This is a genomic window from Ruegeria sp. K3, from assembly GCF_056531845.1.
The window spans coordinates 241,907-259,972 of record NZ_JBQFMM010000007.1 but is presented as its reverse complement, the minus strand read 5'-3'; the positions used below and the strand labels follow the sequence as shown (position 1 = coordinate 259,972).

15 protein-coding genes are annotated in these 18,066 nt (G+C 56.6%); 10 read left to right on the top strand and 5 right to left on the bottom strand.

Features of this window, described 5'->3' with window-relative positions:
* Positions 1-67 precede the first annotated feature (67 nt).
* Positions 68-2,155, top strand: a complete 2,088-nt coding sequence (locus ACR0MP_RS14520; RefSeq protein ID WP_170393301.1) for a dipeptide ABC transporter ATP-binding protein — start codon at positions 68-70, stop codon at positions 2,153-2,155.
* A gap of 115 nt (positions 2,156-2,270) precedes the next feature.
* Here the strand turns inward: ACR0MP_RS14520 and ACR0MP_RS14515 are convergent, their stop codons facing one another.
* The 3 genes from ACR0MP_RS14515 to ACR0MP_RS14505 all read right to left on the bottom strand — a co-directional run bounded on the left by ACR0MP_RS14515 (position 2,271) and on the right by ACR0MP_RS14505 (position 5,016).
* On the bottom strand, positions 2,271-3,257 hold the full coding sequence (locus ACR0MP_RS14515) for an MBL fold metallo-hydrolase (protein ID WP_170405300.1): 987 nt from the start codon (positions 3,255-3,257) through the stop codon (positions 2,271-2,273).
* 130 nt (positions 3,258-3,387) lie between these two features.
* Complete coding sequence (locus ACR0MP_RS14510) at positions 3,388-4,350, bottom strand: LuxR C-terminal-related transcriptional regulator (protein ID WP_170405297.1); 963 nt, start codon at positions 4,348-4,350, stop codon at positions 3,388-3,390.
* Between the two features lie 87 nt (positions 4,351-4,437).
* Positions 4,438-5,016 (bottom strand): lytic transglycosylase domain-containing protein, encoded by a 579-nt coding sequence (locus tag ACR0MP_RS14505; protein WP_170405293.1) that lies wholly within the window; start codon positions 5,014-5,016, stop codon positions 4,438-4,440.
* 207 nt (positions 5,017-5,223) lie between these two features.
* Here ACR0MP_RS14505 and ssb point away from each other — a divergent pair, with 207 nt between their 5' ends.
* Positions 5,224-5,709, top strand: a complete 486-nt coding sequence (gene ssb, locus ACR0MP_RS14500; protein ID WP_170393305.1) for a single-stranded DNA-binding protein — start codon at positions 5,224-5,226, stop codon at positions 5,707-5,709.
* An 18-nt stretch (positions 5,710-5,727) separates the two neighbouring features.
* Positions 5,728-6,798, top strand: coding sequence for a site-2 protease family protein (locus tag ACR0MP_RS14495; protein WP_170393306.1), 1,071 nt, complete (start codon positions 5,728-5,730; stop codon positions 6,796-6,798).
* Positions 6,799-6,801: 3 nt separating this feature from the next.
* On the opposite strand, the gene aroB is transcribed toward ACR0MP_RS14495, so the two are convergent.
* Both aroB and ACR0MP_RS14485 read right to left on the bottom strand, forming a co-directional pair.
* Positions 6,802-7,914, bottom strand: coding sequence for a 3-dehydroquinate synthase (gene aroB, locus ACR0MP_RS14490; RefSeq protein WP_170405288.1), 1,113 nt, complete (start codon positions 7,912-7,914; stop codon positions 6,802-6,804).
* On the bottom strand, positions 7,914-8,501 hold the full coding sequence (locus tag ACR0MP_RS14485; protein ID WP_170405283.1) for a shikimate kinase: 588 nt from the start codon (positions 8,499-8,501) through the stop codon (positions 7,914-7,916). Before ACR0MP_RS14485 ends, aroB begins: the two co-directional genes overlap by 1 nt.
* A 79-nt stretch (positions 8,502-8,580) precedes the next feature.
* Here ACR0MP_RS14485 and ACR0MP_RS14480 point away from each other — a divergent pair, with 79 nt between their 5' ends.
* The 7 genes from ACR0MP_RS14480 (at position 8,581) to ACR0MP_RS14450 (ending at position 17,928) form a co-directional block, all read left to right on the top strand.
* The gene (locus ACR0MP_RS14480; protein ID WP_170393309.1) at positions 8,581-8,730 is read left to right on the top strand and encodes a hypothetical protein; all 150 of its coding nucleotides are present in this window, start codon (positions 8,581-8,583) and stop codon (positions 8,728-8,730) included.
* A complete protein-coding gene (locus tag ACR0MP_RS14475; protein ID WP_170635616.1) occupies positions 8,720-10,246 on the top strand; it encodes a hypothetical protein in 1,527 nt (508 codons plus the stop codon). The genes ACR0MP_RS14480 and ACR0MP_RS14475 overlap by 11 nt, the downstream gene beginning before the upstream one ends.
* Before the next feature lie 2 nt (positions 10,247-10,248).
* Positions 10,249-11,205, top strand: coding sequence for a site-specific tyrosine recombinase XerD (locus ACR0MP_RS14470; RefSeq protein ID WP_480759970.1), 957 nt, complete (start codon positions 10,249-10,251; stop codon positions 11,203-11,205).
* Positions 11,206-11,268: 63 nt separating this feature from the next.
* Positions 11,269-12,576 (top strand): HlyC/CorC family transporter, encoded by a 1,308-nt coding sequence (locus ACR0MP_RS14465; protein WP_170405275.1) that lies wholly within the window; start codon positions 11,269-11,271, stop codon positions 12,574-12,576.
* 105 nt (positions 12,577-12,681) lie between these two features.
* Positions 12,682-15,099, top strand: a complete 2,418-nt coding sequence (locus tag ACR0MP_RS14460; protein ID WP_480886013.1) for a GcvT family protein — start codon at positions 12,682-12,684, stop codon at positions 15,097-15,099.
* 31 nt (positions 15,100-15,130) lie between these two features.
* Positions 15,131-15,745 carry a nucleotidyltransferase family protein gene (locus ACR0MP_RS14455; RefSeq protein WP_170735217.1) on the top strand — a complete coding sequence of 205 codons (615 nt, stop codon included), beginning with the start codon at positions 15,131-15,133 and terminating at the stop codon, positions 15,743-15,745.
* A gap of 746 nt (positions 15,746-16,491) precedes the next feature.
* Positions 16,492-17,928: a DegQ family serine endoprotease gene (locus ACR0MP_RS14450; protein WP_170421237.1), complete on the top strand. Its 1,437-nt coding sequence runs from the start codon at positions 16,492-16,494 to the stop codon at positions 17,926-17,928.
* Positions 17,929-18,066 lie beyond the last annotated feature (138 nt).

The following is an 18,066-nucleotide window of genomic DNA, read 5'->3' as shown; positions in this document are numbered from 1 at the left end:
CCCGGACCCCCGAGATATTTTTAGCCAGATGAAGGGGAACCCCCGGACTCTCGCGAGGAGTAATAAGATGAACAAACTGGCGGATTATGACGGGCCAATCCTGGAGATCGACAAGCTTTCGATTTCCTTCTTTACCCGCCTTCGTGAGATCCCTGCTGTGATGGATTTCTCGGTCAGTGTGCAACCCGGCGAAGCCGTCGGTTTGGTGGGTGAATCAGGTTGTGGGAAATCTACCGTGGCGCTGGGTGTCATGCAGGATTTGGGCAAGAATGGCCGCATCGTCGGTGGCTCGATCAAGTTCAAAGGGCGTGATCTGGGTGAAATGACCACCGAAGAGCTGCGCGACATACGTGGCAATGAAATCGCGATGATCTATCAGGAGCCGATGGCCTCGCTGAATCCGGCGATGAAGATCGGCAAACAGCTGATGGAAGTGCCAATGATTCATGAGGGCGTTGGTGCCGAAGAGGCCTATGCTCGTGCGTTGGAAGTGGTCACCGATGTACGCCTGCCCGACCCTGAGCGGATGCTGAACTCGTTCCCGCATCAGCTGTCAGGCGGTCAGCAGCAGCGGATCGTGATTGCGATGGCGCTGATGTCGAAACCTGCCTTGTTGATCTTGGATGAGCCAACAACCGCTCTGGACGTGACGGTCGAGGCCGCCGTGGTCGAGTTGGTCAAGGATCTGGGCAAGAAATACGGCACCTCGATGCTGTTCATTTCGCACAATCTGGGTCTGGTGCTGGAAACCTGCGACCGGCTGTGCGTGATGTATTCAGGTGAGGCCGTCGAGCGTGGCTCGATCAAGGATGTATTCGACGAAATGCAGCACCCGTATACGCAGGCGCTGTTCCGCTCGATCCCGCTGCCGGGCGCCGACAAGAACTCGCGCCCACTGGTGGCCATACCGGGTAACTTTCCCCTGCCCCATGAGCGGCCTCCGGGCTGTAACTTTGGTCCGCGCTGCGACTATTTCGAAGAAGGTCGCTGTGACGCTAAGGATATCCTGATGGAGGCGGTACCGGGCAACGACCGACACCATACGCGATGCTTGAAATTCCAGGAAATCGACTGGAACGCGCCAATCACCGTTGGTGAGCAGAAAGAGAAAGGCGAGATTGGCCGGACTGTTCTGAAAATGGACAACCTCAAGAAATACTATGAGGTGGCTGCGAATGCATTGTTCGGCGGTGGTGAGACCAAAGTGGTCAAGGCCAATGAGACGCTAAGCTTTGAAGCGCATGAATCCGAGACGCTTGCCATTGTCGGCGAATCCGGTTGCGGCAAATCCACTTTTGCGAAGGTCTTGATGGGGCTGGAAACGGCCACCGACGGGCAGATCCTGCTGGACAACCGCAATATCGAGGACGTGCCCATCGAAGAACGCGACGCCAAGACCGTTGGCGAAGTGCAGATGGTGTTTCAGAACCCGTTCGACACGCTGAACCCGTCGATGACCGTAGGCCGTCAAATCATCCGGGCGCTGGAAATCTTTGGCGTCGGTGACTCCGAGGCTGATCGCAAGAAGCGGATGCTGGAACTGCTGGATCTCGTGAAATTGCCCCGCGCCTTCGCGGACAGGATGCCACGCCAGCTATCAGGCGGTCAGAAGCAGCGCGTCGGTATCGCCCGCGCATTTGCCGGTGATGCACGGATCGTGGTTGCGGATGAACCGGTTTCGGCGCTGGACGTATCCGTACAAGCTGCCGTTACAGACCTGTTGATGGAAATTCAGCGCGAGCACAAAACCACGCTGCTGTTCATCAGTCACGACCTTTCAATCGTGCGCTATCTCAGTGACCGTGTGATGGTGATGTATCTGGGGCATGTGGTTGAACTGGGCACCACCGATCAGGTCTTTAGCCCACCCTATCATCCCTACACTGAGGCATTGCTAAGTGCGGTTCCAATCGCGGACACATCGATCGAAAAACAGCACATCGTGCTTGAGGGCGATATCCCCTCGGCCATGAACCCGCCGCCGGGTTGCCCGTTCCAAACACGCTGTCGCTGGAAATCAGAAGTGCCGGATGGGCGATGCGAATCCCATGTGCCTCCGGTGCAAACACTTGCGGATGGTCATCAGGTGAAATGTCACCTTGCCGAAGACATTCTGGCCAAAATGGAGCCGGTTATCAAAATTGCGGCCGAATAGATCCGCGCAAACGAAAGAAAAGGGCCGGTCAAAGACTGGCCCTTTCAATTTGCGTCACGTTTAGTGGGGAGACAGGCGACGCAGGTCGTGGGTGAGTGGCAGTTTCTGATCGTAATCAGCCCGTCATCACGTTGTTGCCGAAGTGCATGAACTCCTGATTCATACCCGCCACATCTCCGGCTTCCAGTTTTAGACTGGCGCTGTCGAGCATCTTGTAACTCTGCTGGCTTTTGACCCAATCGTCTGCGGCCTGCAGCGTCGTAAGCGTGTATGACGTAACCTCATTGAGGTAGTGCGTCGGGATGATGATCTTGGGCTTGAGCTTGGCGACAATATCGTTGCCCTGATCGAAGCTAAGGATGTGTTCCGATCCGTCGACGGGCAAAGTCAGCACGTCTACCTGTCCTATAGCATCCCAGAACTCCTGAGGCGGATTGTGGCGGTTGTCGCCCCAGATCAAGGTGCGAATGCCTCCGGTTTCGACAAGGTAGATCACCATGTCCATATGTCCGACGTTGTTGGGCGGACAAGCTTCCGCGCCAAACTCGGCCAAGGCGTTGGTCCATTCGTACCAACCCGGCGCAACGCAGGCATGTTTGTCAGCAAAACCTGTGATCTTAAGATCAGCAAATTCAAAATTGCCCGCCATCCTGTCTAAAACCATTGTGGAACTTGGCCGCTCGATAGCGTCATGGTCAAAATGAGCATGAGTGGACATGGTGATATCAACTGGGATCTGCGGGAACTCGTTGCGGAACCACAGGCCCCATGCGCCGGAGGGATCATCGCGCCAAGGATCAAACAATACGGTCGCTCCGTTTGGGGAGGTAATTTTGATCGCGCAGTGACCGTAATAATCGATTCCAACCGCTCCCGTACTTGCCTGACCAGTCGAGCCCTGTAGATCGATTACATGGTTATTGTTGCCAGGCTGCAGCCAAGCCTGCGATTGCGCCTCGGCCGGTTTGCTACCCAGCAGTGAGGCCCCTGCACCGACACCGGCGGCCCCGGCAGCCATAAAGAACGATCGACGCGACAGACCAGTTGCCAATGTGTCGCGTTCTCCGTTTAGAATTGTGGGTTTCAGATCTTTGCGATCCATTTTTTATCCTCCCGAGTTGAAAAGGCCCGGCTTGGTCCGCACCCTTGCGACCAGCCTAGCGCGCGTGGCACAGGTTGCTCAGATCAGAAAAATCGGGGGGGAATATGGGGGAAATCCCCATATTCAGAAATCACGAAATCGACAAAAGATGGCTTCGCAAGTTCTGATCACGGCCTTCGAGGCCAAGTTTTCGACGAATATTGTTACGATGAAAATCAATTGTAGAAGTTTCGCGCGACATCGCCCGGGCGATATCTTTCGTGGTTTTGCCCGACATGACCAGCTGAGCAATTTCGATCTCGGTCGGCGTCATGACCGAAAACGCATCCGAAAGCTTGTCGGAAATCATTGAAGTAATCTCTTGCAGATTACGCTCGGCCAGTTCCAGATAAACTTGCGAGGCGTCGCCTTCAGTCAATAGCCCGCGCAACTTGTCCAGATAAGGCAACACCATCGTGCGAACCTGATCTACGATATCCTGATCCCGGTCTTTCCGATCGTCGTCCAAACTGGTCAACAGCACCCGTAGCGCCGTGTTTGTTTCCTGCAGCTCCCGCGTCCTCGCCGCGACGCGGTGCTCCAGTTGCGCCAGAGTTTCATTCAACTTCACTTCCAGCGCTCGGCGCAGGTAAACCTCTTGGATCAAAGCCAAATCCGATTCAACCATGCGCGCAAACTGTGCCAAACCTTCACGAAACAACAAGGCCCGGCGATTGCGGTGACGGTCCAAGACGCAGATTGTTCCGAAAACCGAACCATCCGGCCACTTCAGCGGAAAACCGATATAGAAGGACATGCCATGCTCCATGTCCTCATTGTCGCTCCAGGCCGGATCACATGTTGCGTCCTCGACAACAAATTCGCCGTCGCGTTCCAGAACGCCCTGACAATAGAGCTTGGGGTTCAGTCGAAAATTCATGCCGACCGGGTATGGGTTTTCTGGATGATCCGATGTGATCAGAACCGCATGATCCGGCGCTTCGGTCTTCATGATCAAAGTGGCGGGCACATCGGCCAGCTGCGAAACAAGGTCGACCAAACGCTGCCAGTTCGCCATTGTTTCGGGTGGTATGTTGGGTCGATCTTGGATCATCGCAATTCGCACAAGTCCGAAAGGTTATCCAATCAGACTAGGACAGCGTTTGGCGGTAGATCAAGAAACAGACACGCTGCGGCGCAGCTAGCCCCCCCAGATCACTTTTACGTAGTTCTGGGTTTCCTTGTAGGGTGGAATTCCGCCGTGCTTTTCAACTGCTTTGGGCCCTGCATTGTAAGCTGCCAGTGCAAGGCGCCAGGACTTGAACTTGCGGTATTGCCAGGAAAGATAACGCGCACCACCCTCCAGATTCTGGATCGGATCGTGCGGATTGACGCCCAGCAGCCGCGCTGTCTGAGGCATCAGTTGCGCAAGACCCAAGGCCCCTTTGTGGGATTTGGCATTCGGGTTCCACCCGCTTTCTTGTTGAACAAGTCGCAGGAAAAGTTCTTCCGGCACATTATGTTGCCGCGCTGCTTTTCTGGCATGATCGAGATACTGGCCCCGATAGTTACCAGTGTAACGCTTGACGAATTTCCCACGCTCGGTCTTGGGTTTAAGCCGTTCAGAGCCGCGATATTGCGTAGCGGCCCGATTATCCAAAACCTTGGATTGCTTGAGGAATATCGCCTTACGATTCTTGGTGGACAGCGTTTCTGCCTGCGTCGCAAACGACGTCAGACAAAGACCCAATACCGAGATACCGCCGACCAGAAAACGCATTAATGCCAATCCTGCACCCTCAACAACCAATCAGATTATAGTTAAATCAGCCGGAAATAAAAGCTTGGTTAAGACAGTCCTAATGTTTTCCTGCTCAGCGTTGCACGATCAATCATGTTTCAACCAAGTCGTAGCCCGTATAGGGTCAGCACCAGAATACAGCGCCAGATTCGGGCGCCATCCAGTCAGAGTAAAACGAGGGAATATATGGCGGGTTCAGTCAACAAGGTCATTCTGATCGGCAATCTCGGTGCCGACCCCGAGGTGCGGTCGTTCCAGAACGGTGGTAAGGTGTGCAACCTGCGCATCGCAACGTCAGAGACATGGAAAGACCGCAACACTGGTGAGCGTCGGGATCGAACCCAATGGCACACAGTCGCCATCTTCTCGGAACCTCTGGTTCGCGTTGCCGAGCAGTATTTGCGTAAAGGCAGCAAAGTCTATGTCGAGGGCCAGTTAGAGACCCGCAAGTGGCAGGATCAGTCGGGGCAGGATCGCTATTCGACTGAGGTTGTCCTGCGCCCTTACCGCAGCGAGCTGACTATGCTGGATGCCCGCGGTGAAGGCGGTGGCGGCGGTGGTGGCTATGGCGGTGGTCAGGCCGGAGGAGGCTATGGTGATCCCTATGGCGGCCAGTCCAGCGCCCCTGCCCCTGCATCCGGCGGCATCGATGACGACGAGATTCCGTTCTAAACCAAACGGAGAAACAACATGGCATGGTCCTTCTCACTTGGCCGATTGCTCGGCTCGGAACTGAGGGTCCATGTCACCTTCTTCCTGCTGCTCGCCTGGGTTGGTTTTGCAGCGTATTCCAGCGGCGGTTGGCCCGCTGCGCTCAACAACATCCTGTTCGTTCTGGCTTTGTTTGCCTGTGTCGTGGCGCATGAATTCGGTCACGCGCTCATGGCAAGGCGATACGGGATTCGCACCCCTGATATCACTTTGCTGCCAATCGGTGGACTGGCACGTCTTGAGCGGATGCCAGAAAAACCGATGCAGGAGGTTTGGGTCGCCTTAGCAGGCCCGGCCGTAAACGTCGTCATCTGGGCCATCCTTGTGGTTTTAGGCGCGGGGATACAACTTGGATCGCTGGCCCAGATCGACTCGGCAGGCACGAACCTATTGAGCCGTCTGGCCTATGTGAATCTGCTGCTGGCGGCCTTCAACATGATCCCGGCATTTCCGATGGACGGCGGGCGTGTATTCCGCGCCTTGCTATGTATGAAGATGGAACGTGCCAAGGCCACGCGGATCGCCGCCCTTGGCGGTCAGATCGTAGCGGTCGGGCTTGGTTTTCTGGGGCTGACCTCTGGCAACCCGATACTGGTTCTGATCGCCGTCTTTGTCTTCATTGCCGCGAATTCCGAAAACCAAGACGTTGCGCTACGTTCGGTTGCGCGGCGTGTGAAGGCCCGGGATGCGATGATCACCGAGTTCAAGGCGTTGTCGCCCGATGATACGTTGGCGACGGCGGCTCAAGCGGTCATTCATACGACCCAGCACGAGTTTCCGGTCTTGGCCGAGGATGGCAGCCTTTTGGGTTTTGTCACCCGTGACCGACTGTTCGCAGCGTTAGCAAGCGACCATCCCCGATCCGAGCCTGCAGCGTCGATTATGGATAAGGACATACCACAAGTCGCGCTCACCAGCGGTTTGGATCAAGTTCTGAATGGCCTGCATAAAGGTGCACCCGCAATTGCTGTTTGTACCAAATCGGGACACATGGTTGGCTATATCACCCGCGAAAACATCGGCGAGCTGATGGTAATCCAGGGGCGCTGAATCTCAGCAGGCGGCCAGCGCATCATCAAGCACCGAGACCACTGTCTCGCGCGGCACTTCTGAAGTGACGAAGGCCTGTCCGATGCCTCGTGCCATAATGAAACGCAACTGGCCATCCATGACCTTTTTGTCCTGCGCCATCAGATCGACCAGCGTTTCTGCATCCGGCAATTCACCCGGAATATCGGCCAGATCAGTCTTCATGCCCATGGCGCGCAAATGCGCCCTGACACGGCTTGGATCTTCTTGCGGGCAAAGCCCCAAGCGAGAAGAAGTTTCAAACGCCAGCGCACAGCCGATGGCGACACCTTCACCGTGCAGCAATCGATCAGAATAATCGGTTGCAGCCTCAAGCGCGTGGCAGAAAGTATGACCCAGATTGAGCAGCGCCCGGTCGCCCTGCTCGGTCTCGTCGCGCGCGACGATATCGGCCTTCATCTGAACCGAGCGTGTGACGGCCTGCACGCGCGCAGCCATGTCGCCGGATGCTAACAGAGGCCCGTTATCTTCAAGCCACTCAAAGAACTGGGCATCGCCCAGCAGTCCATATTTGACGACTTCGCCATATCCAGCGAGAAAGTCCCGCGTCTGTAACGTACCCAGCACGTCCGTGTCGGCCAACACCAGTGACGGCTGGTGAAACGCTCCAATCAGGTTCTTGCCCTGTGGCGCATTTATCCCAGTCTTGCCGCCAACCGAGCTGTCGACCTGTGCCAGCAGCGAAGTCGGTATCTGAACAAAGCGTACCCCGCGCCGCATCACTGCTGCAGCAAATCCCGCCAGATCGCCGATCACACCCCCTCCTAGCGCAACGACGATGTCGTTCCGTTCGACCTTCTCCGCCAGCAACCATTCTACCGCGCGCTCAAAATGCGGCCAGCTTTTGGTGGCCTCACCCGCTGGCAGTGCCAGAGCATTCATCTCGATCCCGGCTGAGGCCAGGCCTTCACGCAGTGCATCCAGATGCAGGCCCTCGACAGTCTCATCGGTCAGAACCGCGACACGCTTACGCTTTATCAGTGGAGCAATCCGTTCCCCAGATTGCGCCAAAAGGCCGGGGCCGATCTCTACATCATAAGAACGCTCGGCCAAATCAACATGTACGGTTTGATGCATTAAATTCGTTCCAAAATATCAGGGCGCGTCACCAATGCGGCAATCACCCGATCCACCATATCTTCGATTGCGGTTTCGCCATCTGAGTCAGCCACCAGATCGGCCTGTTCATAGATCGGCACGCGCGCCTCGTACAAACCGCGCAACGTTGCATACGGGTCTGCCGTACGCAGCAACGGGCGCGTGTCTTTATGTTTGACGCGATTCCACAACACGTTCAGATCGGCCCGCAACCACACAGATGCACCGCGGTCTGAGATCATATTTCGATTGCCTTCTGCTAGAAACGCGCCGCCTCCGGTCGACAGGATGCCTTTTTCCTCATCCAGAAGCCGCCCGATGATCTGGCTTTCCTTGCTGCGAAAGAACGCCTCGCCATCGCGGGCAAAGATCTCGGGGATGGTCATGTTGGCCGCCGATTCGATCTCGGAATCGCTATCGAGAAAGGGAACGCCGAGCCGAGCCGCCAGAGCCCGGCCCACCGCAGTCTTTCCAGCCCCCATCATTCCGACCAAAACGACGGTTTTGTGCAGTTGAAATTGCGCCGCTGTGTCGGAACGCACCGTGTTATGCTTAATTTCGCTCATTTCGTCGTGAATGACGTGATCTTAAGAAAAATGCTAGTTATAACTTGGGCAAAAGCAAAAATTGAGGCAGCGTTCACCCATGGGCCGTTTGATCAAGTTCCTGATTTACCTCATCTGCCTGTGTTTCATCGGGCTGGTTGGGTATGCCTATGTCGGGCCGTTTTTTGGTGCGGACTTTTCCGCTCCTCAAAGTGAAGTCCGCGAACCGGTCATCTTGAATGCCGACTAGAACCACTCTTCTGGCGTTTTTTCTGGCCGGAACTGCGCAGGCACAATCGACGGAGCCCTTGTCGATCATTGACTGGCTGACCGACCCCCCAGAAAATCTGCCGGGCACAGTGCTGATGGAACCGCCTGTGACCCAGACAGGGTTGCAGCCGGATATTCAGGTCACCCCGCTTGAGGCGCTGTCGCCACCGCTGGGTTTGGTGGCCTCTTCCGTCACGGGTCTGCCGGTCAACTTGTGGCAGAACAGCGATGCAGATCGCTTGGCGGAACTGATCGCGCAGGTGCGGGTCAAGTCCAACCCCGCTATGCAACGGCTGCTGTTCACCCTGCTCCTTTCCGAGGCACGTCCCCCGAGCGGAGGACAGGCAGAAGACAAATTGCTGATGGCGCGACTGGACCGCCTTATGCAATTGGGCGCATCCGATCCGGTACAATCTCTGGTTCAGCTGGCCGGTCCGACCGATACGCAAGCTCGTTTCAAACGCTGGTTCGATGCGACGTTGCTGACGGGTGACGAAGACCGGAGTTGTACGGCGCTGATCGCGCAGCCGAATTTGTCTCGGGATTACGCAGCGCAAATATTCTGCAAGGCCCGTCGTGGAGATTGGGCGTCAGCTGCGCTGACACTCGAAGCCGCTCATGCGCTGCAGGTGCTGCCCGAAGACCAGCTTGCGTTGCTCGATCGCTTTCTCAGCCCGGAATTGTTCGAAGGGGCTGAGTATCTTCCTCAGCCCGACGACCCGAATCCGCTTACGTTCCGTCTGTTCGAAGCCATTGGTGAACGTTTGCCCACGGCTTCGCTGCCACGGGCGTTCGCCAATGCCGATCTGCGCGATGTGGCGGGCTGGAAAGCCCAGGTCGAAGCTGCTGAACGATTGACGCGGATTGGGGCGCTGACACCCAATCAGTTGCTTGGCCTGTATACCGAACGTTCGCCGGCTGCTTCGGGCGCCGTGTGGGATCGCGTGGCAGCCATTCAACGGTTCGAAACCGCATTGGGAACCGGAAATCCCGATGCGGTTTCCAAGACTTTAATTGAGGTTTGGGCCCAGATGAAGTCAGTCGGGCTTGAGGTTCCGTTTGCCGAACTTTTTGCCCCGCGTCTGGCAGCAATGAAACTATCTGGTTCGGCCGCCGAGAATCTGCGGTGGCGTATTCTGCTGTTGTCCGAGCTTTATGAAGACGCGGCACAAGATGTGCCTGAAGGTTCCGATGCGAATATGTTTCTGGCCGCCCTGGCGCAGGGCGATCCGCAGCGCGCACCGTCACCAACCCCTCTGGCGGATGCCATTTCGCAGGGCTTTGCTTGGTCCGCGCCCATCCCTTCGGATATCGACGGGCTTCTGAGCAACGATCAATTGGGCGAAGCCATTCTGGAAACGATGCAATTGTTCGCCCATGGCGCGCGCGGCAATCTGGTCGACCTGACCGCTGCAATCGCTGCGTTCCGCCGCGTGGGTCTTGAAGACACCGCACGTCGGGCCGCGTTGCAGTTGATGATCTTGAACGGGGCTTGAGCATGACAGCGCCCGCGTCTCAGGAGCTGTGGATTTCCACCTTCCTCGAAGCGCAAGCTGCTGAGCTTGGCGCCGCCACCAACACCCTGCTCGCCTATGGCCGGGATCTGAAAGATTTCTCTGATTGGTTGACGCGTCGGAAATCGGGCTTTTCCGAAGCGGATCGCGATCGGATCGAAGGTTACCTGATCGATTGCGATGCGCAGGGCCTGTCGCGCTCGACAAGGGCACGGCGGTTGTCGGCGATCAAACAATTGTATCGATTTGCTTTCGAAGAAGGCTGGCGCGAAAGCAACCCGGCCATCCAGATCAAGGGACCAGGGCGCCCCAAGCGATTGCCTAAGACACTGGACGTGCCCGAAGTTGACCGCCTGCTTGCAGCAGCGCGGCGCACGGGTCGTTCCGACGCAGACAAAATTCGCAACACGTGCCTGATGGAACTGCTCTATGCGACGGGGATGCGGGTGACAGAACTGGTATCGCTGCCGGTCAGTTCGGCCAGAGGTGATCCCCGCATGCTGCTGGTCCTCGGCAAAGGCGGGAAAGAGCGGATGGTTCCGCTGTCCCCCCCTGCCCGCGAGGCGTTGGCAGACTGGCTGCAAGCCCGCGATGCGGCCGAGGAAAAAGCCGTTTCCAAGGGAGGACAAGCGTCGCGTTTCCTGTTCCCGTCGCGCGGGAAATCCGGGCACCTGACGCGGCATCGCTTCTTTCTGCTGGTCAAGGAACTGGCGATCGAAGGCGGTGTTTCGCCTGAAAAAGTCACACCTCACACGCTGCGTCATGCGTTTGCGACGCACCTGCTGGCCAATGGCGCGGATCTGCGCTCGATCCAGACGCTGTTGGGCCATGCAGATGTGGCGACGACCGAGATCTATACGCATGTTCTGGATGAACGCCTGTCGGAACTGGTGTTGGAACACCACCCGCTGGCCAAAGATGACACCACAGATCAGGGCTAACCCCTTGATTGGCCGGGCCCGCACCCCCATAACGAATGCAGCAACACGAACAACCTAGGACCAATGGAACCCACTCCTTCTCTGCTTGATGGCGCATTCTGGATCACGACAGGATCCATTCTTCTTCTCCTTGTCCTATCGGGCTTTTTCTCGGGCTCCGAAACTGCGCTGACCGCATCATCGCGTGGCAAGCTGAGAGCGCAGGCTGACAAAGGCTCGCGCGGGGCGAAAAAAGCGCTGGAAATCACCGATGATAACGAACGTCTGATCGGCTCGGTCCTTCTCGGCAACAACCTTGTCAACATCCTTGCCGCTTCGTTGGCAACCGCCCTGTTTACCCGCCTGTTCGGCGAAAGCGGTGTGGCGCTGGCGACGCTCGTGATGACCCTTCTGGTGCTGATCTTCGCCGAGGTGCTGCCCAAGACCTACGCGATTACCAACGCCGAAAAAGCCGCCGCCTTGGTGGCACCCGTTATCAGCGTCTTCGTAACGGTGTTCTCTCCGGTGGTGGCTGCCGTCCGGCTACTGGTGCGCGGTGTATTGCGCCTGTTCGGTGTGCAGATCGACCCCGATAGCAACATCCTTGCGGTCCGTGAAGAAATCGCTGGCGCATTGCAACTGGGCCATTCCGAAGGTGTGGTCGAAAAAGAAGATCGCGACCGTATTCTGGGCGCGCTCGATCTTGGCGACCGCGCGGTGGAAGAGATCATGCTTCACCGCTCGAATATTGAGATGATCGATGCGGATGACGAACCCGAGGCGATCCTGAAACAGTGTCTGGAAAGCCCACACACCCGCCTGCCTGTGTTCCGTGAAGAACAGGAAAACATCGTGGGTGTCGTGCACGCCAAAGACTTGTTCCGCGCAATGTATGCGCAGGTAGGCGGCGCGGATGGTGATCCAGAGCGGCTTAAGAATTTCGACATCGCGAAGGTTGCCAACGATCCTTATTTCGTGCCCGAAACCACCACTCTGGACGACCAAATGCGTGAGTTTCTTCGCATGCACAGCCATTTCGCGCTTGTTGTTGACGAATATGGATCGCTGCGCGGGCTGATCACGCTGGAAGATATTCTGGAAGAGATCGTGGGCGAGATCGCAGACGAGTTCGACATCGACGAAGATGTCCCCGTTACCCGATCTGACGACGGCCAGTATCTGGTCGAAGGCGCGATGACCATCCGCGACGCAAACCGCGCGCTAGACTGGTCGCTGCCGGATGAAGAAGCCAACACGCTGGCCGGGTTGGTGATCCACGAGGCTCAGATGATCCCCATTGTGGGCCAAGTATTCTCGTTCCACGGTTTCCGATTTGAGGTCACGGCCCGCGAAGGCAACAGGATCACCGCCCTCAAGGTTCGTCCTCTCTAAGCCCTACAGCGCGCGTATTCAGCAAACGACGCGCGGTGTCGCGAACGGAACAGTAATACGCCAGAGCCCTCGGCAGGCTCGGCCAAAAGCCGAGGGAGAAACATCGTGAAAACCACCACCCGTGTCGCAGTTATCGGAGGCGGCGTTGTCGGATGCTCGGTCCTCTATCACCTGACCAAGCTCGGTTGGTCGGATGTGATGCTGCTGGAACGGTCTGAGCTGACCAGCGGTTCGACCTGGCATGCGGCGGGCGGGTTTCACACCCTGAACGGTGACACAAACATGGCCGCCCTGCAGGGCTATACCATCCGGCTGTACAAAGAGCTGGAAGAGATCACGGGCATGTCGTGTGGCTTGCACCACGTCGGCGGCGTCACGCTGGCCGACAATCAAGACCGGTTCGACATGTTGCTCGCCGAACGCGCCAAGCACCGATTCATGGGTCTTGAGACCGAGATTGTCGGGCCAGAGGAGATCAAGAAAATTGCTCCGATCACCAATATCGATGGCATCCTTGGTGCGCTTTATGATCCGCTGGACGGGCATCTTGATCCGTCCGGTACAACACACGCATACGCCAAAGCCGCACGTATGGGCGGGGCTACGATCGAAACCCATTGCATGGTGCACGAGACCAACCAGCGCGCGGACGGAACTTGGGACGTGGTGACCGACAAGGGTACAATTCACGCCGAGCATATCGTCAATGCGGGCGGCTTGTGGGCGCGCGAGGTCGGCGCAATGGCAGGCATTTATTTCCCGCTGCATCCGATGGAGCACCAATATCTTGTCACCGACAACATACCCGAGATCGAGGCCATCATCGATGCGGGTGGCGAGCATCCGCATGTGATGGACCCCGCCGGAGAAAGCTATCTGCGGCAGGAAGGGCGCGGGCTGTGCATCGGCTTCTACGAACAGCCTTGCAAACCTTGGGCGGTTGACGGCACACCTTGGGAATTTGGCCACGAACTGCTGCCCGATGACTTCGACAAGATCACCGACAGCATCGAATTCGCCTACAAACGCTTCCCCGTGCTGGCCGAGGCGGGTGTCAAATCAGTCATTCACGGGCCGTTCACCTTTGCCCCGGATGGAAACCCTCTGGTCGGCCCGGTGCCCGGCGTGCGGAACTACTGGTCAGCCTGCGGCGTCATGGCTGGTTTCAGCCAAGGCGGTGGTGTCGGTCTGACCCTCGCCCAATGGATGATCGAAGGCGAACCCGAACGCGATGTGTATGCTATGGATGTGGCGCGGTTTGGCGATTGGATCAGCCCGGGTTATACGCGTCCCAAGGTGATCGAGAATTATCAAAAAAGGTTCAGCGTCGCTTATCCGAACGAAGAACTGCCAGCGGCACGTCCCAACCGAACCACGCCAATGTACGACATCTTCAGCGATCTCGGCGCCGTTTGGGGGCAGCAATACGGGCTGGAAGTACCAAACTACTTTGCCCAAGGCGATGAACCGGATTTCGAGACACCCTCGTTCCGCCGTTCCAACGCCTTTGAGGCCACCGGCCGCGAAGTTCGTGCCGTGCGTGGAGGTGTTGGGATCAACGAAGTCCACAATTTCGGAAAATACCGTATTACCGGTGCCGGTTCTCGTGCATGGCTGGATCGCATCATGGCGGGCCGCATACCCAAACCAGGCCGCGTTTCACTGACGCCAATGTTGTCGCATAAAGGTAAGCTGATCGGGGATTTCACCGTCTCCTGCTTGGGCGACGACCTTTTTCACCTGACCGCCTCATACGGCAGTCAGGCATTTCATATGCGCTGGTTCCTGCAAAACCAGGACCATGGCGTGGGCATCGAGAACATCAGCGACCGGTTGAATGGGTTTCAGATCGCAGGCCCCAAGGCCACCGAGGTTTTGTCGGCCTGCACCCGAGAAGCAGTCAACTCGCTCAGGTTCCTCGACGTGCGCGAGATGACAATTGGCATGACGGACTGCATCGTTCAGCGTGTCAGCTATACCGGCGATCTGGGTTATGAGATTTATTGCGACCCAATGGCCCAACGGCAACTCTGGTGGAGTTTGTGGCAAGCGGGTCAAGCTCATGACATGACCCCATTTGGCATGCGCGCAATGATGAGTCTGCGTCTGGACAAGTTCTTTGGCTCGTGGATGCGAGAATTTTCACCCGACTATACAGCGGCAGAAACCGGGTTGGATCGGTTTATCTCATTCTCCAAGAGCAGCGATTTCATAGGCCGAGCAGCGGCCGAGGCCGAGCGCGCATCTGGCGCTGATCGCCGCTTGGTGGCTTTTGAGGTCGACGCGGCAGATGCAGATGTAAACGCGTACGAACCGATCTGGTTAGACGGCGTTGTTGTCGGCTTCTGTACATCTGGTGGGTATTCGCACTTTGCGGGCAAGTCGATTGCCATGGGGTTCCTCCCGACTGAACAGGCCACCGAGGGACGTGCGGTTGAAATTGAAATTCTAGGTCAGATGCGCAAAGCGCGTGTCATCACGACCCCACTTTTCGATCCCGATGGCGCAAGAATGCGGGGATGACTTATTAATCCACCGACGGCATGCTTGCGAAATGACCCAGATTCCCATCATCCTGCTCGCTGCCGGGCAATCCAGCCGCATGGGTGGTGCTGATAAGTTAATGCAACCGATTGAAGGCGTGCCGCTTCTGCGCCGAGTGGCTCAGCGGGCGCTTGCCGCAGGTCACGTTATCATCGCCCTGCCCACGGCCCCACATCCCCGATATACGGTGCTGGAGGGCCTCGATGTTCAACTGGTCGAAATCCCAAATGCGCAAGAAGGCATGAATGCCAGTTTGAGAGGTGCAATGGCCTCCGTTCCAACAAATGCACCTGCGGTCATGATCCTGTTATCGGACCTTCCGGACCTCACAACCCAAGACCTGAACAGCGTTCTCCGATCAGTCAAAACCCACCCTGACAATCTGATATGGCGTGGGGCTACTGACGAAGGCGCTCCCGGCCATCCTGTCGTCTTTGATCGTTCTCTATTTTCAGAGCTTTCGGAACTGAACGGTGACAGCGGCGCGCAGATTGTCGTGCAACGCTACAAGGGCAAGGTTCATCTGCATCGCCTGCCCGCCCAGAATGCGCTGCTTGATTTGGATACACCCGCCGATTGGACCCGTTGGAATGCGGGCCGACCGCAAAAGCAGCCCCTCAAATAAACGCGACCCGGTCAATAATGACCGGGTCGCATGCCCAAAAACAGGACTACCACTTTCACCAATCTCTAAAGCGCGGTCAGATCGCCAATCAGGCTTCCCGACGTTGTGCTGCTGAACCTAAACAAGACCCCCTCGTTAACATGCCGCTCAGCGCTATGGAGACTGAGATGCGCCTTTGACACCCCCTAGTGCCTAAGGCCCCCCTCACTTGGGCAACTCCAATGTCGCTGATCCGATGCGTTCAAACAATGTAAAATTGGATGAAATGGTAAATTTCAGCGCAGGCGCACTGGCTTTTGAGCAACAATGCAACACTCTGGATTCCACCAATGGTTGCATCGACTTATACTTTTTCCAGAAGTTTCCATCAGTTGCGCACTTAGAATACGGCTAACTTACCTATTTCAAAGGCATCGACGGGCGTGTTCGAAATTTGAACACTCCATCTCACGCAACTTTTAGGAGAAGTATTTTTGAGACCGCAAAAGCGTCGTTTCTTTGTTAACAAAAATGAATCAATTCAATGCTTTTTCGAAATTATTGACTTTATCGGCAACAATCCACCGATTCGCCACATGGCACCCAAGCTGATTCTTGCTACCCGAGCACGTTGAACGGAGTCATTAAAGCGGCGAAACGTGGCGAAATTAAGGTTTCTTAATATTTCTCTCAGGATATCCCAAGGTTGCCAGTGCATCTCCTGTCTCAATGCGCGGGATCAACCGCCGAAATAGACAGGAGTCAAAATGAGCATCCGTAAATCCTCACTGCTTATTCCACGCACATCCAGCTGGATGGGAGCTACCGCACTGGGCGCGGCCATGATGGCCACCACCGCCCTGCCCGCAATGGCAGACGAGGCTCTGGCCGATCTGGTCGAAACCGTCTCGCCTTCGGTGGTCACGATCACCGCCAAGCAAGATGCCAAACCACGCCCCACACAAGGTCAGGAGTTCGACCTCGAAAACCATCCCTTTGGCGAGTTCTTTAAACGGTTCGGCGGTCCTGAAGGATTTGACATGCCGCAGCGAGGCCCCAGCCAGGGTTTGGGATCAGGCTTTGTACTTGATAAGGCGGGATACATCGTCACCAACCACCACGTTGTCGACAACGCCAGCGAAGTGACCGTACGTCTGAGCGATAACCGCACATTCGAAGCTGAAATCGTTGGTACAGATCCGCTTACGGACATCGCAGTGCTTAAAATCGACGCAGGAGAAGACCTGCAAGCCGTTCAAATGGGTGACAGCGATGTCATTCGCGTGGGCGAAGACGTCGTCGCCATCGGCAACCCGTTTGGCCTGAATGCAACCGTTACGACCGGTATTGTTTCCGCGAAGGGGCGCAATATTTCGGAAGGCCCCTACGCCGAATTCATCCAGACCGACGCTGCTATCAACAAAGGCAACTCGGGTGGTCCGCTATTCAACATGGATGGTGAGGTGATCGGTGTGAACTCGGCGATCTATTCGCCCAGCGGCGGCTCAGTCGGACTCGGCTTTGCGGTGACTTCGAATATTGTAGATCACATCACGGCTGATCTGCGCGATGACGGCGAGGTCAGCCGCGGTTGGTTGGGAGTGTCGATCCAGAATGTCAGCCCCGAACTGGCTGCTGCGATGGGTATCGATACGGCAACAGGTGCGCTGGTATCGGATGTTGTACCCGACAGCCCGGCCGATGGCGTACTGCAGCAAGGTGACGTGATCCTGACCTTCAATGACGAAGCCGTTGATTCCAGTAGCGATCTTCCTATCCTGGTTGGCACGACCAAGGTAGGTACTGATAGCACGCTGACTGTTCTTCGAAATGGCAAAGAAGAACAGATCGAACTGACAATCGGTCAGCATCAGTCAGCCTCGGCGGCTACCGATAGCGTGGTTGAAGACAAGTTCGAAGGTACGTCGCTGGGCGTAACCGTGGCACCGCTGACCGAAACCGCCCGCGCCGAGATTGGCGTGGCCGAGAACGTCGATGGTGTTGTTGTCACCGATCTGGAGCCCGAAAGCCCTGCGGCCAAGGCCGGATTGCAGCGTGGTGATGTGATCGTTCGACTGGGCAATCTGGATACAGTTACGCCAGACGCTTTGAAAGAAGCGCTGGAGAACGAAAAGACGGATCCAGCTCTGGTTTTGATCAATCGCGGTGGCAACCAGATCTTCGTCGCGGTCGAAATCGCCTAACCCTACACCTAAGCGCGCCACATGATGGGGAAATCTGGAGCGCTTATTCTGGCAGGCACGGATTGTCCACGTGCCGCCGGAACAGCCGGGTGCACCTTTGCACCCGGCATGTTTTTTTCAAAGAGTATGTGTGTTTAA